The sequence below is a fragment of the Pantoea leporis genome (genome assembly GCF_028048155.1).
Taxonomy (GTDB): Bacteria; Pseudomonadota; Gammaproteobacteria; order Enterobacterales; family Enterobacteriaceae; genus Pantoea; species Pantoea leporis.
The window spans coordinates 76482-94126 of record NZ_JALMEU010000011.1 but is presented as its reverse complement, the minus strand read 5'-3'; the positions used below and the strand labels follow the sequence as shown (position 1 = coordinate 94126).

Genomic DNA, 17645 nt, shown 5'->3' with positions numbered 1-17645 from the left:
CTCCTCACATACAAACGCTCATTTCGTAGCGGCGTGATTTATCGCGCAATAAATGGCGCCGCTACGGATATGTGCAGCCATATGGCCGCACATCGGTATCAGAGTGAGATTGGGAACATCGCACCCAACACCATCGCGCCCAAAATCGCGCCGCCGGTAATAGGCTTATTCCACAGGTAGAACAGCAGCGCGCCCACCAGCGAACCGAGACCAATGGGAATCGACGCCGCCATGGCAGAAAGGATAATCAGCGGCCCGAGGAAACGGCCCGATGCGTTACCCGCGCCCATCATCACGTCTGCGCCGTAGGTTGAGTCGCTCTGGTTGATGGTGAACTTACGCGCCAGGATGATCAGATAACCTATCGCTAAGCCCACCACCAAACCCGTAGCCAGCGATGCGGCAAAGTTGGCGACCGGGAACACAATGCCGGCACCGAGCAGCAGCGCAGGCACGCCGAGGCCGACGCCGGTCTGGATCGCGCCGCCAATATCGAGAATCCCCACCAGCGAACCTTCGATAATGCGTGCAAACAGGAAGCTGGCACCAAACGCCGCCACCGCGCCATACACGCCGGTTTCCATACCGGAGCGCAGCATCGAGACAAACGCCACTTCGTTAAAAGCACCAATGCCGTACAGGTAATACATGTGCGTACCGGCAAATACGCCGGAGGAGAGCAGGCCAACAAAAATCGGGAAAGACCAGTCGGCGTACCAGAACCCTTTGTTTTCGTTCTCGTTCATGCTGATGGCTCCTTATTTGCCGCTGACGCTGTTGTGGATCATATCCAGCCAGCCCGGAATACCCAGCTGGAAGGATTGCAGCAGTTTCAGATCGAAACCGCGGAAGAAGCCGCTCAAGGCAAACAGCAGCACGATGGCAAACATCATCACCTTGGTGACTTTGTTCCAGCCGCTCTCTTCCACACCCTTACCGATCAGGATGCCCAGCACCAAACCCGGTACGGCGTTACCCATGATCAGCTGCGCCAGACCGCCAAAAATGGTGGCCCAGAAGCCGGATTTTTTACCGGCATCAATCGCTGCCAGCCAGAAGATCACTGGCATCACGGTATTCACCAGCAGGTTAGCCGCCGGCACCAGCACTTTTACTGCGGTAACCTGCAGCGCCGCCGGAACCGCAGACGCCGTGCTGTTAAGGAAGGCCACCACAATCATGCCGATGATGCCGCAGGCAATCGCCATGCGTTTCGGGTTGTGCAGCGTTTCCGCCACGTTGCGGTTTTTCACCATCAGTGCCGCCGCGCCCCAGTTCGGCAAAATGCGGTGATCGACGTCCTGCGTGAATGAACCCGCTGCCACGGATGATGCCCAGGCGTTAAAGAAGAAGCCGAGACCAAAGGAGAAGTGCGATGCCGGATCGCCTTCACAGGAATTGAGTTCTCCCAAGGTACGGAACGCGCCCATACCTTGTGTGGTCGGTGCGTGGAACATGCGCGCTGCGCCCGCTCCCACCCCGACGCCAACCAATCCGCCAATGATTAACGACTTAAACAAAATGATTAAAAACATGTCGTCGTACCCTTGTTGTCGTTTTTATTAAGTCGCTATGAAATCCACCTTGTCGGTGTCGATCACAGTGACGCTAACGGTAATATCCAGCTCAACGCTGTAATTCCGTCGCTCACGCGCGAGGAAGAAGAACAAGAATTTTTCCTTGCGCACGCTCTCCTGCGCGCGCAGCACCCGCACATCTATGGGTTCAATGCGCAACAGAATCTTTTGGCTGGTGCGCAGCACTTGCTGCTGCACCTTGCTGAGCGCATCGGCAAAGGCTTTTGCTTTACTGTCGCCTTTGCCCTGCACCGTTACCTGCGTCTCGTATTGCTGTTTCATACTTAGCTGCCGTGTTTTTTAGTCCAGGCCTGCACCAGACGCTCACCCAGCTCTTCTTTATCCATAAAGCCGAAGCCCAGCACGGTGGCACCTTCATTGATGGCGGTAACGCCTTCGTCAATCGAACGCATCCCGTGTTTGGCTTTGTAGCCATATTTGTTCTGCGCGGTAATCGCACCGGCACCGCCGCTGCCGCAGAAGGAGATACCGAAGTCGGCGTTTTCCGCTTTCATCACGTCGCCCAGCTTCATGTCGGCTGCCACGCCTGGCACCACCACCGCACGACCACCGGCTTTCTCGATGCCCGCTGCTACTTTCTGACCTTTACCCAGACGATCGCCAATCACTACAGTTACCATGTTCAATTCCTCGCAATTTATGCTTCGTTCGATTTCGCCACTTCGATATGGACGGACAACAACCAGGCTTCCTCTTTGGGCAGATTGCCAAACAGATCCACCACCTGCTGCGCCAGCGCCATGGTTTCCGGCGAGATATCTTCAAACAGCTCAGCTTCTACTTCCGGTAGCGCTTCACCCGTTAAAGAGCGCGATGCCATCGCCCGGACATGCGAAGCCAGCATCTGCTGCTGCACGGCGTTGGCTTCGATATGATGTGCGGCGTAGATCGCTGCAATTTGGCTTAACACCTTATCCGCTAGCGCCTGGATCGCTTCCGGCGTGCTCTGTTTCAGCGGGACAGCTTCACTCCTCACCTTGTTACTCCTGTTTACAGCGGACAATTACAGATATTTCTCGTTGATAAGAAAGTACGCTTTCCCCTTGAGGCTGTTGAGTCGCAACTTTTCCACCTCAAAGTGGAAATCCCGCGGGCGAGTGTGCGCCAGATCTCAGGACGCACGAAGTGTGCGAAAGCGGTCACAAAATGCGAGAAGTGATGGATTTAGGCGGATTAAAACGGAGAGAAAGCAAAGAGGAATAAGGCCAGCCGCTGGGCTGGCCGGGTTATCAGCGGAATTTCTTATGGTTGGCGTTGCGAATATCTTCCAGTTTCTTCGCTTCGGCCTTGGCTTCGTCCAGCTTGTTGGCTTGCGCCAGCTGATCGACCACATCGATCTGGGCAATCAGCGAATCCAGACCGGCGTGATAATCCTTGATCTGCGCGCTATCGGCCGCCTGACCTTCCAGTTTTTCCGGCGTGGATTGCTTAGCATCCGTTGCCGCCTGGCGCATCTTACCCAACGCGGTATGCATCTCCTGCGCGTCAGAGGTTTTCTTCACCACGCTCAGACCATCCTTGAGCGTATCCATATCTTTTTCTAAATCGGCTGCAAACACGCTAGCCGAGGAGAACAACAGCGATAACGACAACACTGCAATCACATGCTTATTACGCATTGGTATGTCCTTTTATTATTGTCGGGCCAAAAAAAAGCAGCCTTGCGGGCTGCTTTCAGAAAGCGATGACTCTTATTGTCCGGCGATTTTCATCTCCGGCAGCAGCACCGAACCGCATTGTATATTGCTGCGGGTTTCAATGTCGTTACCGACGGTTACCATATTGAGCCACATCTCCTTGAGGTTACCAGCGATTGTGATCTCGCTCACAGGATATTGAATCTCACCGTTTTCCACCCAGAATCCGGATGCGCCGCGTGAATAGTCGCCGGTCATGCCGTTGATGCTGGAGCCCATCATCTCGGTTACCACTAAACCGGTGCCCATCTGCTTCAGCAGGTCGTCAAAGCTGTGGCCCTGACCGGCAATACGCCAGTTGTGGATGCCGCCTGCGTGGCCGGTGCTCTGCAAGCCGAGCTTGCGCGCCGAGTAGCTGGTCAACAGCCAGTTCTGCAGCACGCCATCTTTAATGATGTCACGCGATTGGGTGCGCACGCCTTCGCTGTCGAACGGCGTGGATGCCAGGCCTTTCAGCAGGTGCGGATGCTCTTCAATGGTCAGCCACTCGGGCAGAATCTGCTTACCGAGCGAATCAAGCAGGAAGGTCGATTTGCGGTACACGCTGCTGCCGCTGATCATGCCCACCAGATGACCAAACAAACCGGTCGCCACTTCTGGCGCGAAGATCACCGGCGCTTTCATGGTCGAAAGCTTGCGCGGTGCCAGACGCGACAGCGTGCGGCGGGCGCACTCGGCGCCAACCCATTCCGGGCTTTTCAGATCGTCAAAAGCGCGGCCAATGGTATACGCGTAATCGCGCTCCATATTGCCGTCCTGCTCGGCAATCACACAGCTGGAGAGCGAATGGCGGCTGGAGCAGTAGCTCTGCAACATGCCATGGCTGTTACCAAAGACTTTGATACCAACGTGGCTGTTGAAGCTGCCGCCTTCGGTGTTGGTGATGCGCTTGTCGGCCTGCAACGACGCTTGTTCCGCCTGAGCGGCCAGTTCGATAGCGCGATCGGCATCGATCTCCCACGGATGGTAGAGATCGAGATCCGGCGCGTCAAACGCCAGCAGATCGGGATCGGCCGGTGCGCCAAATGGATCCACCGAGGTGTAGCGCGCAATGTCGATCGCCGCCTGCACGGTGCGTTTGATCGCGTCCGGGCTGAGATCGGTGGAGGAAGCGCTGCCTTTACGGTTTTGATGGTAGACGGTGATGCCGAGCGCACCATCGCTGTTGAATTCGACGTTTTCCACTTCGCCATAGCGGGTACTGACGCCGATGCCGGTGGTTTTCGTGACCGCCACTTCAGCGCCATCGGTGCTGGCTTTTGCCAGTTCCAACGCCTGCGCGACAGCCTGTTCCAACACTTTACGTTGTTCTGCAACCTGAGTAGATACGTTCATCGACCTGCCGTCTAATCTTAAGTATGAATTGTTTGAGTCTATCAGACTCAGAGAACAATTTCGCAGTCGCCCGATAAACTGGTAGGATTAGCCTCTTTTTTTTGGGAGCCAAGAGATGACCAAGCAGCCCGAAGACTGGCTCGACGATGTGCCGGATAATAATGACGAAGAAGATGAAGAGATTATCTGGGTCAGCAAAAGCGAAATTAAACGCGATGCCGAAGAGCTAAAACGCCTGGGTGCCGAGCTGGTTGAGCTGGGGAAAAATTCCCTCGACAAGATCCCACTCGACGAACAACTGCGCGACGCGATTGAACTGGCGCAGCGCATCAAGAAAGAAGGCCGTCGCCGTCAGCTGCAGCTGATCGGTAAGATGTTGCGTTCACGCGATGAAGATCCGATTCGCCAGGCACTGGATAAGCTGAAGAACCGCCACAACCAGCAGGTTGCGCTGTTCCATAAGCTGGAGATTTTGCGCGATCGTTTGATCGAGCAAGGTGATGACGCGGTCGCTGAAGTGTTTAACCTCTATCCGCACGCCGATCGTCAGCAACTGCGCAGCATGATCCGTAACGCGCAGAAAGAGAAAGCCGCGAATAAGCCGCCAAAATCTGCCCGCCTGATTTTCCAGTATCTACGTGAGTTGGCAGAAGCGTAAGTTTTCTGCGGTTTTCCCCTCATCCCAACCTTCTCCCGCAAGCGGGAGAAGGGGCTGACCGAGCTCCACCTAAATATTCCCTCGCCCGCTTGCGGGAGAGGGCCAGGGTGAGGGGAAAACCCGCACCATCACCGCCCTAACCGCTCCAGCAGTTTCTGGTGAATACCACCAAATCCGCCGTTACTCATCACCAGGATCGAATCGCCTGGCTGGGCTTTCTTCGCCACCATTTCCACCAACGTATCGATATCCGCGCTCCACTGCGCTGGTTGAATGCACGCCTCAGCGACATCGGAAACCTGCCACGGAATATGGTGCGGCTGGAACAGGAACACTTCGTCTGCGCGGCCCAGCGATGGCGCTAACTCGTTCTTGCTCACCCCCATCTTCATGGTATTTGAGCGCGGCTCCAGCACCGCCAGAATGCGTGCGGTGCCGCCCACTTTGCTGCGCAGCGCCGCCAGCGTGGCGAGAATCGCGGTAGGATGGTGAGCGAAATCGTCGTACACCTTGATGGCATTCACTTCACCACGCAGTTCGAGACGACGACGCGCATTGATGAAGCTGCTCAGTGCTTCACCGGCATCCCCCGGTTTCACCCCAACATGACGCGCCGCTGCAATCGCCATCAGGCCATTGTGCATGTTGTGCTCGCCCACCAGCGCCCAGTTCACTTCGCCGACTTTCTCGCCGTCGAGCCAGATCTCCCAATGTGAAGAGTCGGGCGTCAACTTTTTCGCCTGCCAGTGACCGTTATCGCCCACCGTTTCCTGCTCGCTCCAGCAGCCCATCGCCATCACTTGCTTGATGTTGTTGTCGTGCTCCGGCAGCAGGATCTTGCCCTGGCCCGGCACGATACGGATCAAATGATGGAACTGCTTCTGGATGGCGCGCAGATCGTCAAAGATATCCGCGTGATCGAATTCGAGGTTGTTGAGGATCAGCGTGCGCGGGCAGTAATGCACAAACTTGGAACGCTTGTCGAAGAACGCGCTGTCGTACTCATCCGCTTCGATGACGAAGAATGGACTTTTTCCTAATTTTGCCGAAACCTCGAAGTTTCCTGGCACACCACCGATGATAAAGCCCGGTTCCAGGCCGCAGGCCTCGAGAATCCACGCTGCCATGCCGGCTGTGGTGGTTTTGCCGTGGGTTCCCGCCACCGCCAGCACCCAACGATCGCGCAGGACGAAATCGTGCAGCCATTGCGGGCCGGAGAGGTAAGGAATGTTGCGTTCCAGTACCGCTTCGACACAAGGATTGCCGCGCGTCATCGCGTTACCAATGATCACCAGATCCGGTTGCGGATCGAGCTGGCTGGCATCGTAACCTTCAGTCAATTCAATGCCTTGCTGTTCCAGCAACGTGCTCATCGGCGGATAGACATTGGCGTCTGAGCCGGTCACTTCGTGTCCCAGCGAGCGCGCCAGCATCGCCAGTCCGCCCATGAAAGTGCCACAAATCCCGAGGATGTGAATACGCATAAAGAGATCCATTACTCAAAAGTTCGGCGCACAGTGTAACGCCGAGTTGAGAGGGAAGAAACGGATTAGGACTATGGTTTTTAAAGTTCAATCGGCTAAACTGCGCTCATACGTTGGTAGCTTGTTACAGCTGCTGCCACTCCATCGTAGATGCAGGGAATGTGTTATGAAAACGTTAGGCGAATTCATCGTCGAGAAGCAACACGACTTTCCACACGCCACAGGTGAACTGACGGCGCTGATTTCTTCCATTAAGCTTGGCGCTAAAATTATCCACCGCGACATCAACAAAGCGGGTCTGGTGGATATTCTGGGTGCCAGCGGCGTGGAAAACGTGCAGGGTGAGCAGCAGATGAAGCTTGATCTGTTTGCCAACGAAAAGCTGAAAGCCGCCCTGAAAGCACGCGGCGTGGTGGCCGGTATCGCGTCGGAAGAAGAAGACGAGTTCGTCATCTTTGAAGGCTCTGAGAATGGCAAATACGTTGTATTAATGGATCCGCTGGACGGTTCTTCAAACATCGACGTTAACGTTTCCGTCGGCACCATTTTCTCTATCTACCATCGCATCAGCGAGCCGGGCACGCCAATCACCGAAGCCGACTTCATGCAGCCGGGCAACAAGCAGGTTGCCGCGGGTTACGTGGTTTACGGTTCTTCGACCATGATGGTTTACACCACCGGCGTGGGCGTGCATGCGTTTACTTACGATCCGTCGCTCGGCGTATTCTGCCTGAGCCACGAGCGCATGACCTTCCCGGAGAAGGGTTACACCTACTCGATCAACGAAGGTAACTACATTCGCTTCCCGCAGGGTGTGAAGAAATACCTGAAGTTCTGTCAGGAAGAAGATATCGCCACCAAGCGCCCGTATACCTCGCGCTACATTGGTTCACTGGTGGCCGATTTCCACCGTAACCTGCTGAAAGGCGGCATCTATCTCTATCCAAGCACCGCCAGCCACCCGAAAGGCAAGCTGCGTCTGCTGTACGAATGCAACCCAATGGCCTTCCTGGCGGAGCAAGCGGGCGGTAAAGCCAGCGATGGTGCCAATCGCATTCTCGACATCCAGCCAGAAACGCTGCATCAGCGCTGCCCGTTCTTCTGCGGCAACGACGCAATGGTAGGCGACGTTGAACGCTTTATCCGTGAATATCCGGACGACCATTCAGCCTAAGTTTTTTCCCGCTGTGCAAAGCCCGCCTCCGTGCGGGCTTTTTGTTGCTGCCTACGAAAGCAGAGACGCGACTACACGGAATTGCGCCATCGAATCCTGCAACTGCTGCGACTGCGCTTCCAGCGATTGGGTGGCAGCGCTAGCTTCTTCGACTAACGCGGCGTTCTGCTGCGCGGCTTCATCCATCTGCGTCACCGCCTGATTTACCTGCTCGATACCGCGACTCTGCTCTTCCGAAGCAATGGAGATCTCTTTCATCAGCGTAGTCACGCGCATCACTTCGCTTGAAATCTCATCCATGGTTTCGCCAGCGCGCGTGGCCATATCGCTGCCCTCTTGCACCCGCGTCTGCGATTCTGCGATGAGCTCGCGGATCTCTTTGGCGGCGGTGGCGCTGCGACCAGCCAGCGTGCGCACTTCATTAGCGACCACGGCAAAACCGCGCCCTTGTTCACCGGCACGCGCGGCTTCAACCGCAGCGTTCAGTGCCAGGATGTTGGTCTGGAAGGCAATGCCATCAATCACGCTGAGGATGTCGCCAATGCGATTGGCGCTTTGGGTGATCTCCTGCATCTTCTCCATCACGTAGCCGACCACTTCGGCACCGCGATCGGCACTGTGGGAGACATTGCTGGCGAGCTGATTGGCCTCTTTGGCGTTGCTGGCATTGAGACGCACGGTGGCGGTGAGCTGTTCCATGCTGGCTGCGGTTTGCTCCAGCGAAGCGGCGGACTCTTCGGTACGCTGCGAGAGATGCACGGTGCCCGCCGCTAACTCGCGGCTTCCCACGTCAATCTGCAAGCTGGCTTCGCGCACCTGACTGACCGAACTGCTGAGCGCCAGCTGCATATTCGCCAGCGCCTGATTGAGACGGCCTAATTCACTCTTTCCGGCTGCGGGCAGCGGCTGGGATAAATCGCCGGCCGCAATTTGCTCCAGATGCAGAATCGCGCCATCGAGTGGACGCAGCAGCAGACGACGCAGCAGTTGCCAGGCAATGACGATCAGCAGTAGCGTCAACGCCATCGCCACGCCAATCATGATTTTCATCTGCCACTCATTGTGTGCAGCTTGCGCCAGACGTGTAGCTGAGACTTCATCAGCATAAACGGCAAAATCATGCACGGCTTTCGCGTAGTTGCTTGCCAGCGTTGAGAGGTTGCCTTCCAAAACCTGGTAATATTCGTCGGTATACTGCTTTTGCAACGCATCCATCATCGGCACGATGGCGCCCTTATGATAGGCAGCGAACGAAGTAGCTACGGCATCGGCCAGGATTTTACCCTGAGCCGTTACCGTTCCGGCATCAATAAAGGCTTTCAGATGACGCTGGGAACTGGTGACATCCTCCTCAGCTTGTTTGGTGACGCTGGCGCCGTCCTCCAGTAATCCGATTTCGATTTTGCGCACGGCCAATGCGGCGCTGCCACGCGCGCGCATGAGATCGGCGTTGCTTTGGTACAAACTGTTCAGTTCGATTCCCTGAATGCGGTTAATAGCATCCAGTGATTGATTGCCTGCGTTGATGGCAGAGATGCCCATCGCGCTGACTGCCAGCAGCAGCAGCGTCATAAAAGCCAAAAGCGTGAGTAATGCAGTACGAATTAATAGCTGTTTGAACATGATTATCCCCGTTTGCAAGAAAAGGCAGAAATCCGCTGGCCCTAAAACGGAAAGATTATCGGCAGTTGATCGCGGAAACTTTATCCATTGTTGATGGTCAACTGGCTGACGATCATCCAGACTTCACTTTTACTGAACTCTGCCCCCGCAAAATCTAAGGAATGAAACGATGAAAAAATGGCTCCCGATGGCGTGTTTGTTGGTCAGTGGTTTTGCGGCAGCGCAACAAAACCCTATCGATCAGCAGCTCGATCAGTGTCTGAATAAGGAATCCAGCACCGCCGGCATGTCTCAATGCTACGGCACCGCTAATAAAGCCTGGGATAAAGAGATGAACGCGCAGTACACCCAAGCAATGAAAAAATTAACCGGCGCGCCTAAAGACAAATTGCGCAGCGCCCAGCGCGCGTGGCTGACCTATCGCGACAGCTGGCTGGACGCCAGCCGCAGCTATTTTGTTAGCAGCCAGGGCACGATGGCCGCGCTGTCAGTTGGTGCGCAGGGCGTCAGTTTGGTGCGTAATCAGGCGCTGATGTTGCAATCAATTAACAAAGGCAGTTGCGCCAACCCCGACGATTGTTGATTAATGTAAGCGTTTAATACGCATAGCGCTGGCATCGGCCAGCGCGCCCATTGATCTGCAGGGAGAAACCATGGCTGCTTATGCCTCCACCATCATTCTTGTTTGCCTCGCCGTCCTCAGCTATTTCGTTCATAACAGCGCCGTTACCATCTCGATTCTGATCCTGCTGGCGATCAAGCTCACCCCGCTGTCGCAATTCTTTCCCTATGTGGAAAAACAGGGCATTCAGATTGGCATCATCATCCTCACCGTTGCGGTGATGGCGCCGCTGGCCAGCGGTACGCTGCCGGCTTCTTCGCTGTTGAAATCGTTCGCCAACTGGCAATCAATTATCGCGATTGTGGTGGGGGTTTTCGTTGCCTGGCTGGGCGGACGCGGCGTGAACTTTATGAGCGTGCAGCCGTCGGTGATTGGTGGGCTGTTGATTGGTACGGTGATTGGCGTGGCCTTCTTCCGTGGTGTGCCGGTTGGACCACTGATTGCGGCGGGGATCGTCTCGCTGTTTGTCACGGCGAAGTAGCGGGTTGGAGCATTCCGAAACGCCAAAAAGGGGGCATACTTTCAGAGTCAGTTGGCTATAATAGCCGTCACTCAACATATGACTAATGAAGGAAAGCCAGATGAGTTTGAACCAGGTGCCTGCAGGTAAAGAGTTGCCAGAAGATATCTACGTTGTCATTGAGATCCCGGCTAACGCCGATCCGATCAAATATGAAGTCGACAAAGAGTCTGGCGCCCTGTTTGTAGACCGTTTCATGTCTACCGCCATGTTCTATCCGTGCAACTACGGCTACATCAACCACACCCTGTCTCTGGATGGTGACCCGGTTGACGTGCTGGTGCCAACCCCTTATCCGCTGGTACCGGGCTCAGTGATCCGCTGCCGTCCCGTCGGCGTGCTGAAAATGACCGACGAGTCTGGCGAAGATGCCAAACTGGTTGCGGTGCCGCACACCAAGCTGAGCAAAGAGTACGATCACATCAAAGATGTGAACGACCTGCCAGAACTGCTGAAAGCGCAGATCACCCACTTCTTCGAGCACTACAAAGATCTGGAAAAAGGCAAATGGGTGAAGGTTGATGGCTGGGACAACGCAGAAGCGGCCAAAGCTGAAATCATCGCCTCTTACGAGCGCGCGCAGAAGAAGTAAGATTCTTTTCTGCCACGCATAAAAAAACACCGTCCAATGGACGGTGTTTTTATTTATGCCTCTGTTTCGCCATCTCGCCTTAACCAGTCACCGCTCGCGATATGCGTGCGACCCGCGACTGAACGCTGATAGACATACAGCCAGGCACTGCCGTAAGGCGTCTGAATAAGCTGGCGTTTGTATTCGCCATTTTTGGTGCGCAAGGCATCCAGTTCGCCGAGCGTGCTGGCGTCAATGCGATACACCTCGCAATAAACGCTGCCTTCTCCTTCCACCACGCCCGGATAGTGACCCAGATTGTAGAGATCAAACCCCACAATCTGATGGTCGCCGAGCCACTGCGCATTCGTCATCCAATGACTGTTTCCCTGTTTGCGCCGTAAACTGCCATAGACAATTATTCGCATTGCTAAAACTCAAACTGATAGAGCAGATCCAGTGCCTGATCGAGACCCGACACGGCTTCTAAATAGAGTTTGGGCATCAGGCGATAACGCAAGGTTAAGGTCGCCAGTGAATCAAATATGCCAACACCGTATTTTACTTGTAGACCCGGCAACACGTAACCACTCACCTGCACCTGCTGGCTATCGCCTACGCCAGCGGTATCAACCGCGAGATTACTGACACCGAAGGTCTCGCCGATTTTACCCACAACCTGACCACTTTGCGCAACCCCCAATCCCACCAGCGCGGAAGTTAATGCGTTGCTGTCGCCATCGCTGTTGAGTCCCTGACCACGTAACAGGTAAGAAAGCGCTTCCTGCTGTGACATCGCCGGATCGGAGAACACTTCCACTTTCGGCTCATCCGCCAGCCCGGTTACCCGTAATCCGGCGGTGACATCATCTTCAGTGGCCTCAGGATTACGGATCGCCTCGAGATTGACGTAAGGCTGGTCCGGCGGTCCGGCGAATTGCAGCTCACCTTTACGCACCAGCAGATCCTGACCATAAGCGTGGAAGCGGCCGGATGGGATGTTGATCTGGCCATTCAAGCCGAGGCCGTTTTTATCCTGCACCAGTTTGAGATCGCCATTCAGCCTGGCTTTTAGGCCAAACGCCGAGAGCCGCACATCATTACCGACGTGGATCACCAGATTGCTGTTGATCGGGATTGCCGCTGTTTTCGGCTGAATCGGCTTGAGATTTTGATCCAGCATCACTTCATCAGAGGAGACGCCGGTGGCGCTTTCCGGCACTTCCTGCACGGTAATGCGCGCCCACGGAATATCCACTTTGCCGTCAAGGCTGAACGCGGCCGGCGTGGCTTCAAACACCAGATCCGGCGAGACATCCATGCGCACCATTGGCGGCACGGTAACGCGGATGCGGCTACCTTGCGCCGCCACGCGCGCGCGCCAGTTATCCAGCTGGCTCCAGTCGGCGTTACCGCTCAGGTTAAGATTGCCCTGCGCCGTCTGAATCATGCCGTTGAGCGTTGAGCTCATGCCGTTGAACACCATGTTAAGGTTGGCGGCGGTGAGATCGACCGGCATAAAGCTGCCGTCGACATCCACATCGCTCAGCCCCAACTGACCAAACACCTGCGGCTGCTGCAGCGTGCCGCCAAGGCGCAGGTTGCTGTTCAGGTTGCCTTTGATCTTCTCGCCCTGCATCAGCGCCGGATTCAGCATCGCCAGCGAAATATTGCTGATGCCGATGTTGCCCGACAGCTGACGCCGATTCTCAGGATCGGCGATCTGCACATTGCCGCTCAGCTGGCCGTTGTTGACGATATGGATCAGCCAGTCAAGCTGTGCGCGACCGTTACGCAGCGCCGCATTCAGGTTCAGCGTGTCGAAGGCGATAGGCAAACTGTTGCCCTGCACGTCTTGCTCCACTTTCACGCCGCTGCCTTTCAGCGCTAAGGTGCCGGTTGGCAGCGCGCCGTCGGCGGTCCAGTTAACGCGCGCATCACCACTGAACACACCGTTCAGTTTGGTGGCATCGGTGAGGAACGGTTTGATCATCGCCAAATCGAAGCGATTGAGCACCACATGCGCATGTCCGCTGGCACCGGCTTCAATCGGTTCCGGTACGCACAGCTGCGCGTTCGGGTTCTGCCAGCAGTGCGGCCCAATGGTGGCGGTCTGCTTGCTGTTGAGGTAATCAATCGCCATCGCCCGCGTCAGTCGCCATTCGCCTACCGGCGTGTCGAAACGCGTGTTGTTGAGATTGCCCTGCCAGCGCTCGGTTGTGCGATCAAAGCTGCCGTTAAGCGCCAGCTGACCGGAAACCGGTTCGCCCTGTACCTCGAGCTTCAGCTGATGCTGCTTTTCGTTGCCGTCGGCGTTCAGCGTTAACAGGTTCACTTTCAGCGCGTCCTGCTGCAGCTGTTCCACGCGCAGTTGCAGCTTACCGGCGATCTGATCGCTGGATTTCACATCGCCCTGCAACGCCACGCGACGGATCTGCAGCTGCTGCCAGCGCAAACCAGTAGCCGTGAGATCGGCCAGCAGCTGCGGCGCTTGTAAGGTGCCGCGTGCTTTGATGGTGCCTTTGGCGACGCCGCCCAGGCCCGGCAGCGCGTTATCCAGCTTTGGCGCATCAATGCTGGCGTCGAGATTGAGCGTGTCGCCCAGCTCGCCCTTCACGTCCAGATGGTTGCGACCCAGCGCAATGTTAAGGCCGGGCACTTTCCACTGGTTATAGCTGTTGCCAGTCAACGTACCTTTGGCGCTCACCGCGTTCTGCTTAACATTTCCTTTCAGCTCCAGCTGCGGCACGCTGAGCTGCCAGGTTCCGCCGTACAAGCTGCCGCGCGTGGCAATTTTGCCCTCCAGCTTCGCTGGCCAATCCGGATACTGTTTGGCGGTGTTGATGCCGGACAGCGTCAATTCGCTGTGCCAGCTAATGGCTTTGCTCCAGTCCACCAGCGCCGTCAGATCGATATTGCCCTGCAGCGCCGCCACGCGCAGCTTATCAAGATTGAACTGCTGCTCGTTGCCTTTGCCGTCCAGCGCAATGCTGGCAGGCGGCACGCCTTCGCCTTTCACCGCAGTGCGCAGCGACATCACGTAATCGGTGGCTTTGCCTTTGAACTGATAATCGAGATTATCCGCCTGATACTGCACCGCGCCGGTGAGCGGCCAGCGCAGCTGCGGGCTGGTGAGTTTTAGCGCCAGCGGCAAACCAGCGACCGCAGGCTGCGTGGTCGCATCCAGCTGCGCACGCACCGGACCGGAAAGATTGAGCCCGAGCTTCAGCTCGTCACGCATCGCGCCTGCAAGGTTCATTTTGATCTTCTCGCCCTTGATTGGGTCGAGATTGAGCGTGCCGTTCAGCGCAAAATTCACCGGCCAGTTATCGGCCAACGTTGCTTCACCGCTGGCGTTCACCTGCCCTTGCGGCGAATCGACATCAAAGGTTTCCAACTGGAGATGACGATCGGCGGTTTTGGCTTTTAACAGCAGACGCGTGATTGAGATGTCGGTATCGCCGGTGATGCGCAGCTGTTCGCCCAACAGTTCCTGCACGGTGATATCCAGCGGCAGCTGGAAGTCCGGCATCTCTGGTAATAGCGGCTTAGCGAACATCACCTGCAGCGTTTCGCCCAGCGGCTGTTCATCCGGCTGCGGCTGCTGCACTTTTGGCTGCACCACCTGCTCATCCACCACTTTGGCCGCTTTCGGCAGCGCGATCAGCAGGCTTTGGATATGGGTTGGCGTCAGCGTCAGTGCGCGATCCTGCCACTGCAGGCCGCTGGTGAAGTCGAGCAGGGAAATTGCGGTGTCATCCACTTTAACGTTGATGTTATGCAGGCCGACTTTGCTGAGCGTGATGGGATACGGCGTGCTGAGATTGGTGCCGCCGCTCTCCTCTTCCGGCGGCGGTGCGCTGGCCGGTGCCATTTTTTTGCTATCGACCGCCACGCTGACATCCTGCAGCGCGATGTCATTGACACACACTGACGAATGCAGCAGGCAGTTGAGATTCAGCGCCAGATGGAAACGTCCGGCATCCACGCTGACGCCCGGCATCTCATACTTCACGCCGCTTAGCGTTAGATCGCGCCAGCCACCTTCCACCTGTTTGATCGACAAACCTGGCACCCAGCGATCGGCGCCTTTCAGCAGCAGATGCAAACCCGGCGTGGTGCCCACCAGAAACGCGATGCTGCCCAACAGCAGCACCAGAAAAATACCGATGCCAATCAGGACCTTTTTCCACAGCTTCATAGTTCAGGCCCCAATCCTACATAAAATTGCAATCCATGCTCCTTGTCGTCGCCAATCGGCCGCGCGATATCAAACTTGATCGGCCCGACCGGAGAAGACCAGCGCACGCCGAAGCCGGCACCGGTTTTCAGGTTGCTCTGCTTGATGTCGTTGACCGCTTCGCCGGAATCGACGAACACCGCGCCCCACCATTTGCCGGTCACGTTGTATTGATATTCAAGCGAGCCGGTGGCCATTTTCGAGGCGCCGGTCAGCTTGCCGTTATCATCACGTGGCGATACGTCTTTGTATTTGTAACCACGAATACTGCGATCGCCACCGGCGAAGAAGCGCAGATCCGGCGGCACTTTGTCGAAGTCGTTGGTTTCGATCCAGCCCACATTGCCGCGCGCCACAAAGCGATGCTTATCGGCGAGCGTGCGAATCCAGACGTTTTGCGCCTGCATGATGACGAAATCAACGTCCGAACCCCATGTGGTATCCGACACGTCGACCGAGTAGCGCTGCGAATCGCCCCACGTTGGCATCAGACCGCCGCGCGAACGGGTGCGGTTCAGGCTGACGCCCGGATAGAGCAGCATAGTGGTGTTGGTCACGCTGGCCTGGGTAAAGTGATCGAGGCTCCAGCGCAGGTTGATTGCCTTCTGCCAGCCGCTGCTGCTGTCCCAGTTTCGCGACATCGCCAGCGTGGTGGTATCGGCTTTGGTGTCGTTGAGATCGGTACGCTTCACGCCGCCGGAGAAGGTGTAATACTGCTCCAGCGGACTTTTCAGCAGCGGGACTTTGTAGCTGAGATCGAGCTGTTGCTCCGGCGCAGAAACGTAGGCGCTGGCGGCCAGGCTGTGGCCGCTGCTGTTAATCCACGGTTTTTTCCACGTGCCTTTAATGCGCGGCCCGACATCGGTGGAGTAACCGACGCCGGTTTCAATGGTGTTTTCCACGCGTGGCGATACCACCGCATTCAGCGGCAGCACTTTGCTTTGACGACCTTTATCAAACTCAGGCGCGACCACCACTGAGTTGAACCAGCCGGTCGCCGACAAGCGGCGGTTAAGTTCGGCCAGATCGCGCGAGCTGTAGTAATCGCCCTTTTTGAACGGCACCAGATTTTGCAGATAGGCTTCGTCGATTTGCGAGCCCTGGAAACCGACATCACCGAAACGGTAGCGCGGGCCGCTATCGTAATTGATGTCCCAGAAGGCTTCGCGCCGTTCAACCGAAACGCCAAGCTGGCTTTGCTTAAAGTCACCGTCGAAGTAACCATTACGCAATGCCAGGCTGGAGAAGCCGTTTTTAAATTTGTCATAGGCGCCGTGATTCAGCTGTGTACCGACTTTCGGCGTGCCCTGTTTGACCCAGGCTTGGTAATCCTTGTCGGTGCGGGCTTCACCTTCGATCACAATGGTGCTGCCGCCGATCTTGACCGGTTCGCCGGGCTTAACGTGTGCGATCAATACCGGACGACCACCTTGCGGCGGTGCCGGGCGCGATTCAAAATCGATCTCCGGTTCGTAATAACCCAGCGCCCGCAGGCCTTCTTTGATCGCTTCCGCAACGCGCGCGCGGAAACGGCCGTCGTTCGACACCTCGTCACTGCCGATGGTGGACAAGCGTGCCCTGACGTTCTTCTGCAAATCCCCGCTAAGACCGTCCAGCTGCAAGCGCACTTTGGCTGCCTCAACGGCAGGTGCAGCAAGCAACAGGCTGGCCAAACAATAAATATGAAATCGTGGCACACGTACTCCTGTTAATAATGCCGGCCCCTATTCCGCAGGGGCGTTTATTCTCTGGAAGGGTATCACCAGCGCGCGTTTACCCATCAGCATAGCCGCTCTTTTCCCCCCACTGGCGCAAATTCAGCGACTAAGCCAAATTGTGACCTATTGTGGGTAAATGTGCTAAACGATACAACAACCAAGGCGATTCTTAAGCTCGCGAATGACGCTCACTCAGATTAATCCGACCCCCTGATGCGCGCCTATAGCGGCATGATAAGCGCTGCTGCTATAATCAGCGACCAGCAGGCCTCGCCTGCACCCTTTCTGCCCCGACGTTAACCTTATCTTGTCGAAATGGCGCAGACATTTTTGGCACGGATAGCCTGTTTGACTGGCAAGTACCGGACGTACGCCCATTCCCGCGCTGCCCAGGCCAAAAATGAC

The 17645-nt window shown here is 56.2% G+C and carries 17 protein-coding genes; 5 read left to right on the top strand and 12 right to left on the bottom strand.

Going from position 1 to position 17645, the window contains the following annotated elements:
* Nucleotides 1-98: 98 nt before the first annotated feature.
* The 7 genes from MWH02_RS20785 to pmbA all read right to left on the bottom strand — a co-directional run bounded on the left by MWH02_RS20785 (nucleotide 99) and on the right by pmbA (nucleotide 4630).
* Complete coding sequence (locus MWH02_RS20785; RefSeq protein ID WP_064738408.1) at nucleotides 99-746, bottom strand: DUF4310 family protein; 648 nt, start codon at nucleotides 744-746, stop codon at nucleotides 99-101.
* 12 nt (nucleotides 747-758) lie between these two features.
* On the bottom strand, nucleotides 759-1535 hold the full coding sequence (locus tag MWH02_RS20780; RefSeq protein WP_101762892.1) for a DUF4311 domain-containing protein: 777 nt from the start codon (nucleotides 1533-1535) through the stop codon (nucleotides 759-761).
* Nucleotides 1536-1562: 27 nt separating this feature from the next.
* A complete protein-coding gene (locus tag MWH02_RS20775) occupies nucleotides 1563-1859 on the bottom strand; it encodes a DUF4312 family protein (protein WP_137386587.1) in 297 nt (98 codons plus the stop codon).
* A gap of 2 nt (nucleotides 1860-1861) precedes the next feature.
* Nucleotides 1862-2218, bottom strand: coding sequence for an SFCGS family glycine-rich protein (locus MWH02_RS20770; protein WP_008103553.1), 357 nt, complete (start codon nucleotides 2216-2218; stop codon nucleotides 1862-1864).
* A gap of 17 nt (nucleotides 2219-2235) precedes the next feature.
* Entirely contained in the window at nucleotides 2236-2574 is a 339-nt protein-coding gene (locus tag MWH02_RS20765; RefSeq protein WP_007892186.1) for a glycine dehydrogenase, read from the bottom strand.
* A gap of 253 nt (nucleotides 2575-2827) precedes the next feature.
* The gene (cybC, locus tag MWH02_RS20760) at nucleotides 2828-3217 is read right to left on the bottom strand and encodes a cytochrome b562 (RefSeq protein ID WP_110867416.1); all 390 of its coding nucleotides are present in this window, start codon (nucleotides 3215-3217) and stop codon (nucleotides 2828-2830) included.
* 72 nt (nucleotides 3218-3289) lie between these two features.
* On the bottom strand, nucleotides 3290-4630 hold the full coding sequence (pmbA, locus tag MWH02_RS20755) for a metalloprotease PmbA (protein WP_192236155.1): 1341 nt from the start codon (nucleotides 4628-4630) through the stop codon (nucleotides 3290-3292).
* A 115-nt stretch (nucleotides 4631-4745) separates the two neighbouring features.
* Between pmbA and yjgA the strand changes: the two genes are divergently transcribed.
* Nucleotides 4746-5288 carry a ribosome biogenesis factor YjgA gene (yjgA, locus tag MWH02_RS20750; RefSeq protein WP_101762888.1) on the top strand — a complete coding sequence of 181 codons (543 nt, stop codon included), beginning with the start codon at nucleotides 4746-4748 and terminating at the stop codon, nucleotides 5286-5288.
* 128 nt (nucleotides 5289-5416) lie between these two features.
* Here the strand turns inward: yjgA and mpl are convergent, their stop codons facing one another.
* The gene (gene mpl, locus MWH02_RS20745; RefSeq protein ID WP_101762887.1) at nucleotides 5417-6772 is read right to left on the bottom strand and encodes a UDP-N-acetylmuramate:L-alanyl-gamma-D-glutamyl-meso-diaminopimelate ligase; all 1356 of its coding nucleotides are present in this window, start codon (nucleotides 6770-6772) and stop codon (nucleotides 5417-5419) included.
* A gap of 166 nt (nucleotides 6773-6938) precedes the next feature.
* On the opposite strand from mpl, the gene fbp reads away from it, so the two are divergent.
* On the top strand, nucleotides 6939-7946 hold the full coding sequence (fbp, locus tag MWH02_RS20740) for a class 1 fructose-bisphosphatase (protein ID WP_008103565.1): 1008 nt from the start codon (nucleotides 6939-6941) through the stop codon (nucleotides 7944-7946).
* A 51-nt stretch (nucleotides 7947-7997) separates the two neighbouring features.
* On the opposite strand, the gene MWH02_RS20735 is transcribed toward fbp, so the two are convergent.
* Nucleotides 7998-9569: a methyl-accepting chemotaxis protein gene (locus tag MWH02_RS20735; RefSeq protein ID WP_271461349.1), complete on the bottom strand. Its 1572-nt coding sequence runs from the start codon at nucleotides 9567-9569 to the stop codon at nucleotides 7998-8000.
* Between the two features lie 169 nt (nucleotides 9570-9738).
* Here MWH02_RS20735 and MWH02_RS20730 point away from each other — a divergent pair, with 169 nt between their 5' ends.
* From MWH02_RS20730 to ppa, 3 genes are all read left to right on the top strand, one after another.
* Entirely contained in the window at nucleotides 9739-10152 is a 414-nt protein-coding gene (locus MWH02_RS20730) for a lysozyme inhibitor LprI family protein (RefSeq protein WP_101762885.1), read from the top strand.
* A 70-nt stretch (nucleotides 10153-10222) separates the two neighbouring features.
* Nucleotides 10223-10672: a DUF441 domain-containing protein gene (locus MWH02_RS20725; RefSeq protein WP_008103576.1), complete on the top strand. Its 450-nt coding sequence runs from the start codon at nucleotides 10223-10225 to the stop codon at nucleotides 10670-10672.
* A gap of 100 nt (nucleotides 10673-10772) precedes the next feature.
* Nucleotides 10773-11303: an inorganic diphosphatase gene (ppa, locus tag MWH02_RS20720; RefSeq protein ID WP_007892166.1), complete on the top strand. Its 531-nt coding sequence runs from the start codon at nucleotides 10773-10775 to the stop codon at nucleotides 11301-11303.
* Between the two features lie 53 nt (nucleotides 11304-11356).
* On the opposite strand, the gene MWH02_RS20715 is transcribed toward ppa, so the two are convergent.
* Genes MWH02_RS20715 through tamA form a run of 3 tightly spaced genes read right to left on the bottom strand, consistent with a single transcriptional unit; the run spans nucleotide 11357 to nucleotide 17219 of the window.
* Nucleotides 11357-11710, bottom strand: coding sequence for a gamma-glutamylcyclotransferase family protein (locus tag MWH02_RS20715; RefSeq protein WP_101762883.1), 354 nt, complete (start codon nucleotides 11708-11710; stop codon nucleotides 11357-11359).
* A 2-nt stretch (nucleotides 11711-11712) separates the two neighbouring features.
* Nucleotides 11713-15483 (bottom strand): autotransporter assembly complex protein TamB, encoded by a 3771-nt coding sequence (gene tamB, locus MWH02_RS20710; protein WP_271461348.1) that lies wholly within the window; start codon nucleotides 15481-15483, stop codon nucleotides 11713-11715.
* Nucleotides 15480-17219: an autotransporter assembly complex protein TamA gene (tamA, locus tag MWH02_RS20705; RefSeq protein WP_192236143.1), complete on the bottom strand. Its 1740-nt coding sequence runs from the start codon at nucleotides 17217-17219 to the stop codon at nucleotides 15480-15482. Before tamA ends, tamB begins: the two co-directional genes overlap by 4 nt.
* Nucleotides 17220-17645 lie beyond the last annotated feature (426 nt).

Excerpts from the sequence above, each read along its gene's own strand:
- MWH02_RS20785 (WP_064738408.1), bottom strand. The coding sequence starts at position 746 with ATGAACGAGAACGAAAACAAAGGGTTCTGGTACGCCGACTGGTCTTTC.
- MWH02_RS20780 (WP_101762892.1), bottom strand. The coding sequence starts at position 1,535 with ATGTTTTTAATCATTTTGTTTAAGTCGTTAATCATTGGCGGATTGGTT.
- MWH02_RS20775 (WP_137386587.1), bottom strand. The coding sequence starts at position 1,859 with ATGAAACAGCAATACGAGACGCAGGTAACGGTGCAGGGCAAAGGCGAC.
- MWH02_RS20770 (WP_008103553.1), bottom strand. The coding sequence starts at position 2,218 with ATGGTAACTGTAGTGATTGGCGATCGTCTGGGTAAAGGTCAGAAAGTA.
- cybC (WP_110867416.1), bottom strand. The coding sequence starts at position 3,217 with ATGCGTAATAAGCATGTGATTGCAGTGTTGTCGTTATCGCTGTTGTTC.
- pmbA (WP_192236155.1), bottom strand. The coding sequence starts at position 4,630 with ATGAACGTATCTACTCAGGTTGCAGAACAACGTAAAGTGTTGGAACAG.
- yjgA (WP_101762888.1), top strand. The coding sequence starts at position 4,746 with ATGACCAAGCAGCCCGAAGACTGGCTCGACGATGTGCCGGATAATAAT.
- mpl (WP_101762887.1), bottom strand. The coding sequence starts at position 6,772 with ATGCGTATTCACATCCTCGGGATTTGTGGCACTTTCATGGGCGGACTG.
- fbp (WP_008103565.1), top strand. The coding sequence starts at position 6,939 with ATGAAAACGTTAGGCGAATTCATCGTCGAGAAGCAACACGACTTTCCA.
- MWH02_RS20735 (WP_271461349.1), bottom strand. The coding sequence starts at position 9,569 with ATGTTCAAACAGCTATTAATTCGTACTGCATTACTCACGCTTTTGGCT.
- MWH02_RS20730 (WP_101762885.1), top strand. The coding sequence starts at position 9,739 with ATGAAAAAATGGCTCCCGATGGCGTGTTTGTTGGTCAGTGGTTTTGCG.
- MWH02_RS20725 (WP_008103576.1), top strand. The coding sequence starts at position 10,223 with ATGGCTGCTTATGCCTCCACCATCATTCTTGTTTGCCTCGCCGTCCTC.
- ppa (WP_007892166.1), top strand. The coding sequence starts at position 10,773 with ATGAGTTTGAACCAGGTGCCTGCAGGTAAAGAGTTGCCAGAAGATATC.
- MWH02_RS20715 (WP_101762883.1), bottom strand. The coding sequence starts at position 11,710 with ATGCGAATAATTGTCTATGGCAGTTTACGGCGCAAACAGGGAAACAGT.
- tamB (WP_271461348.1), bottom strand. The coding sequence starts at position 15,483 with ATGAAGCTGTGGAAAAAGGTCCTGATTGGCATCGGTATTTTTCTGGTG.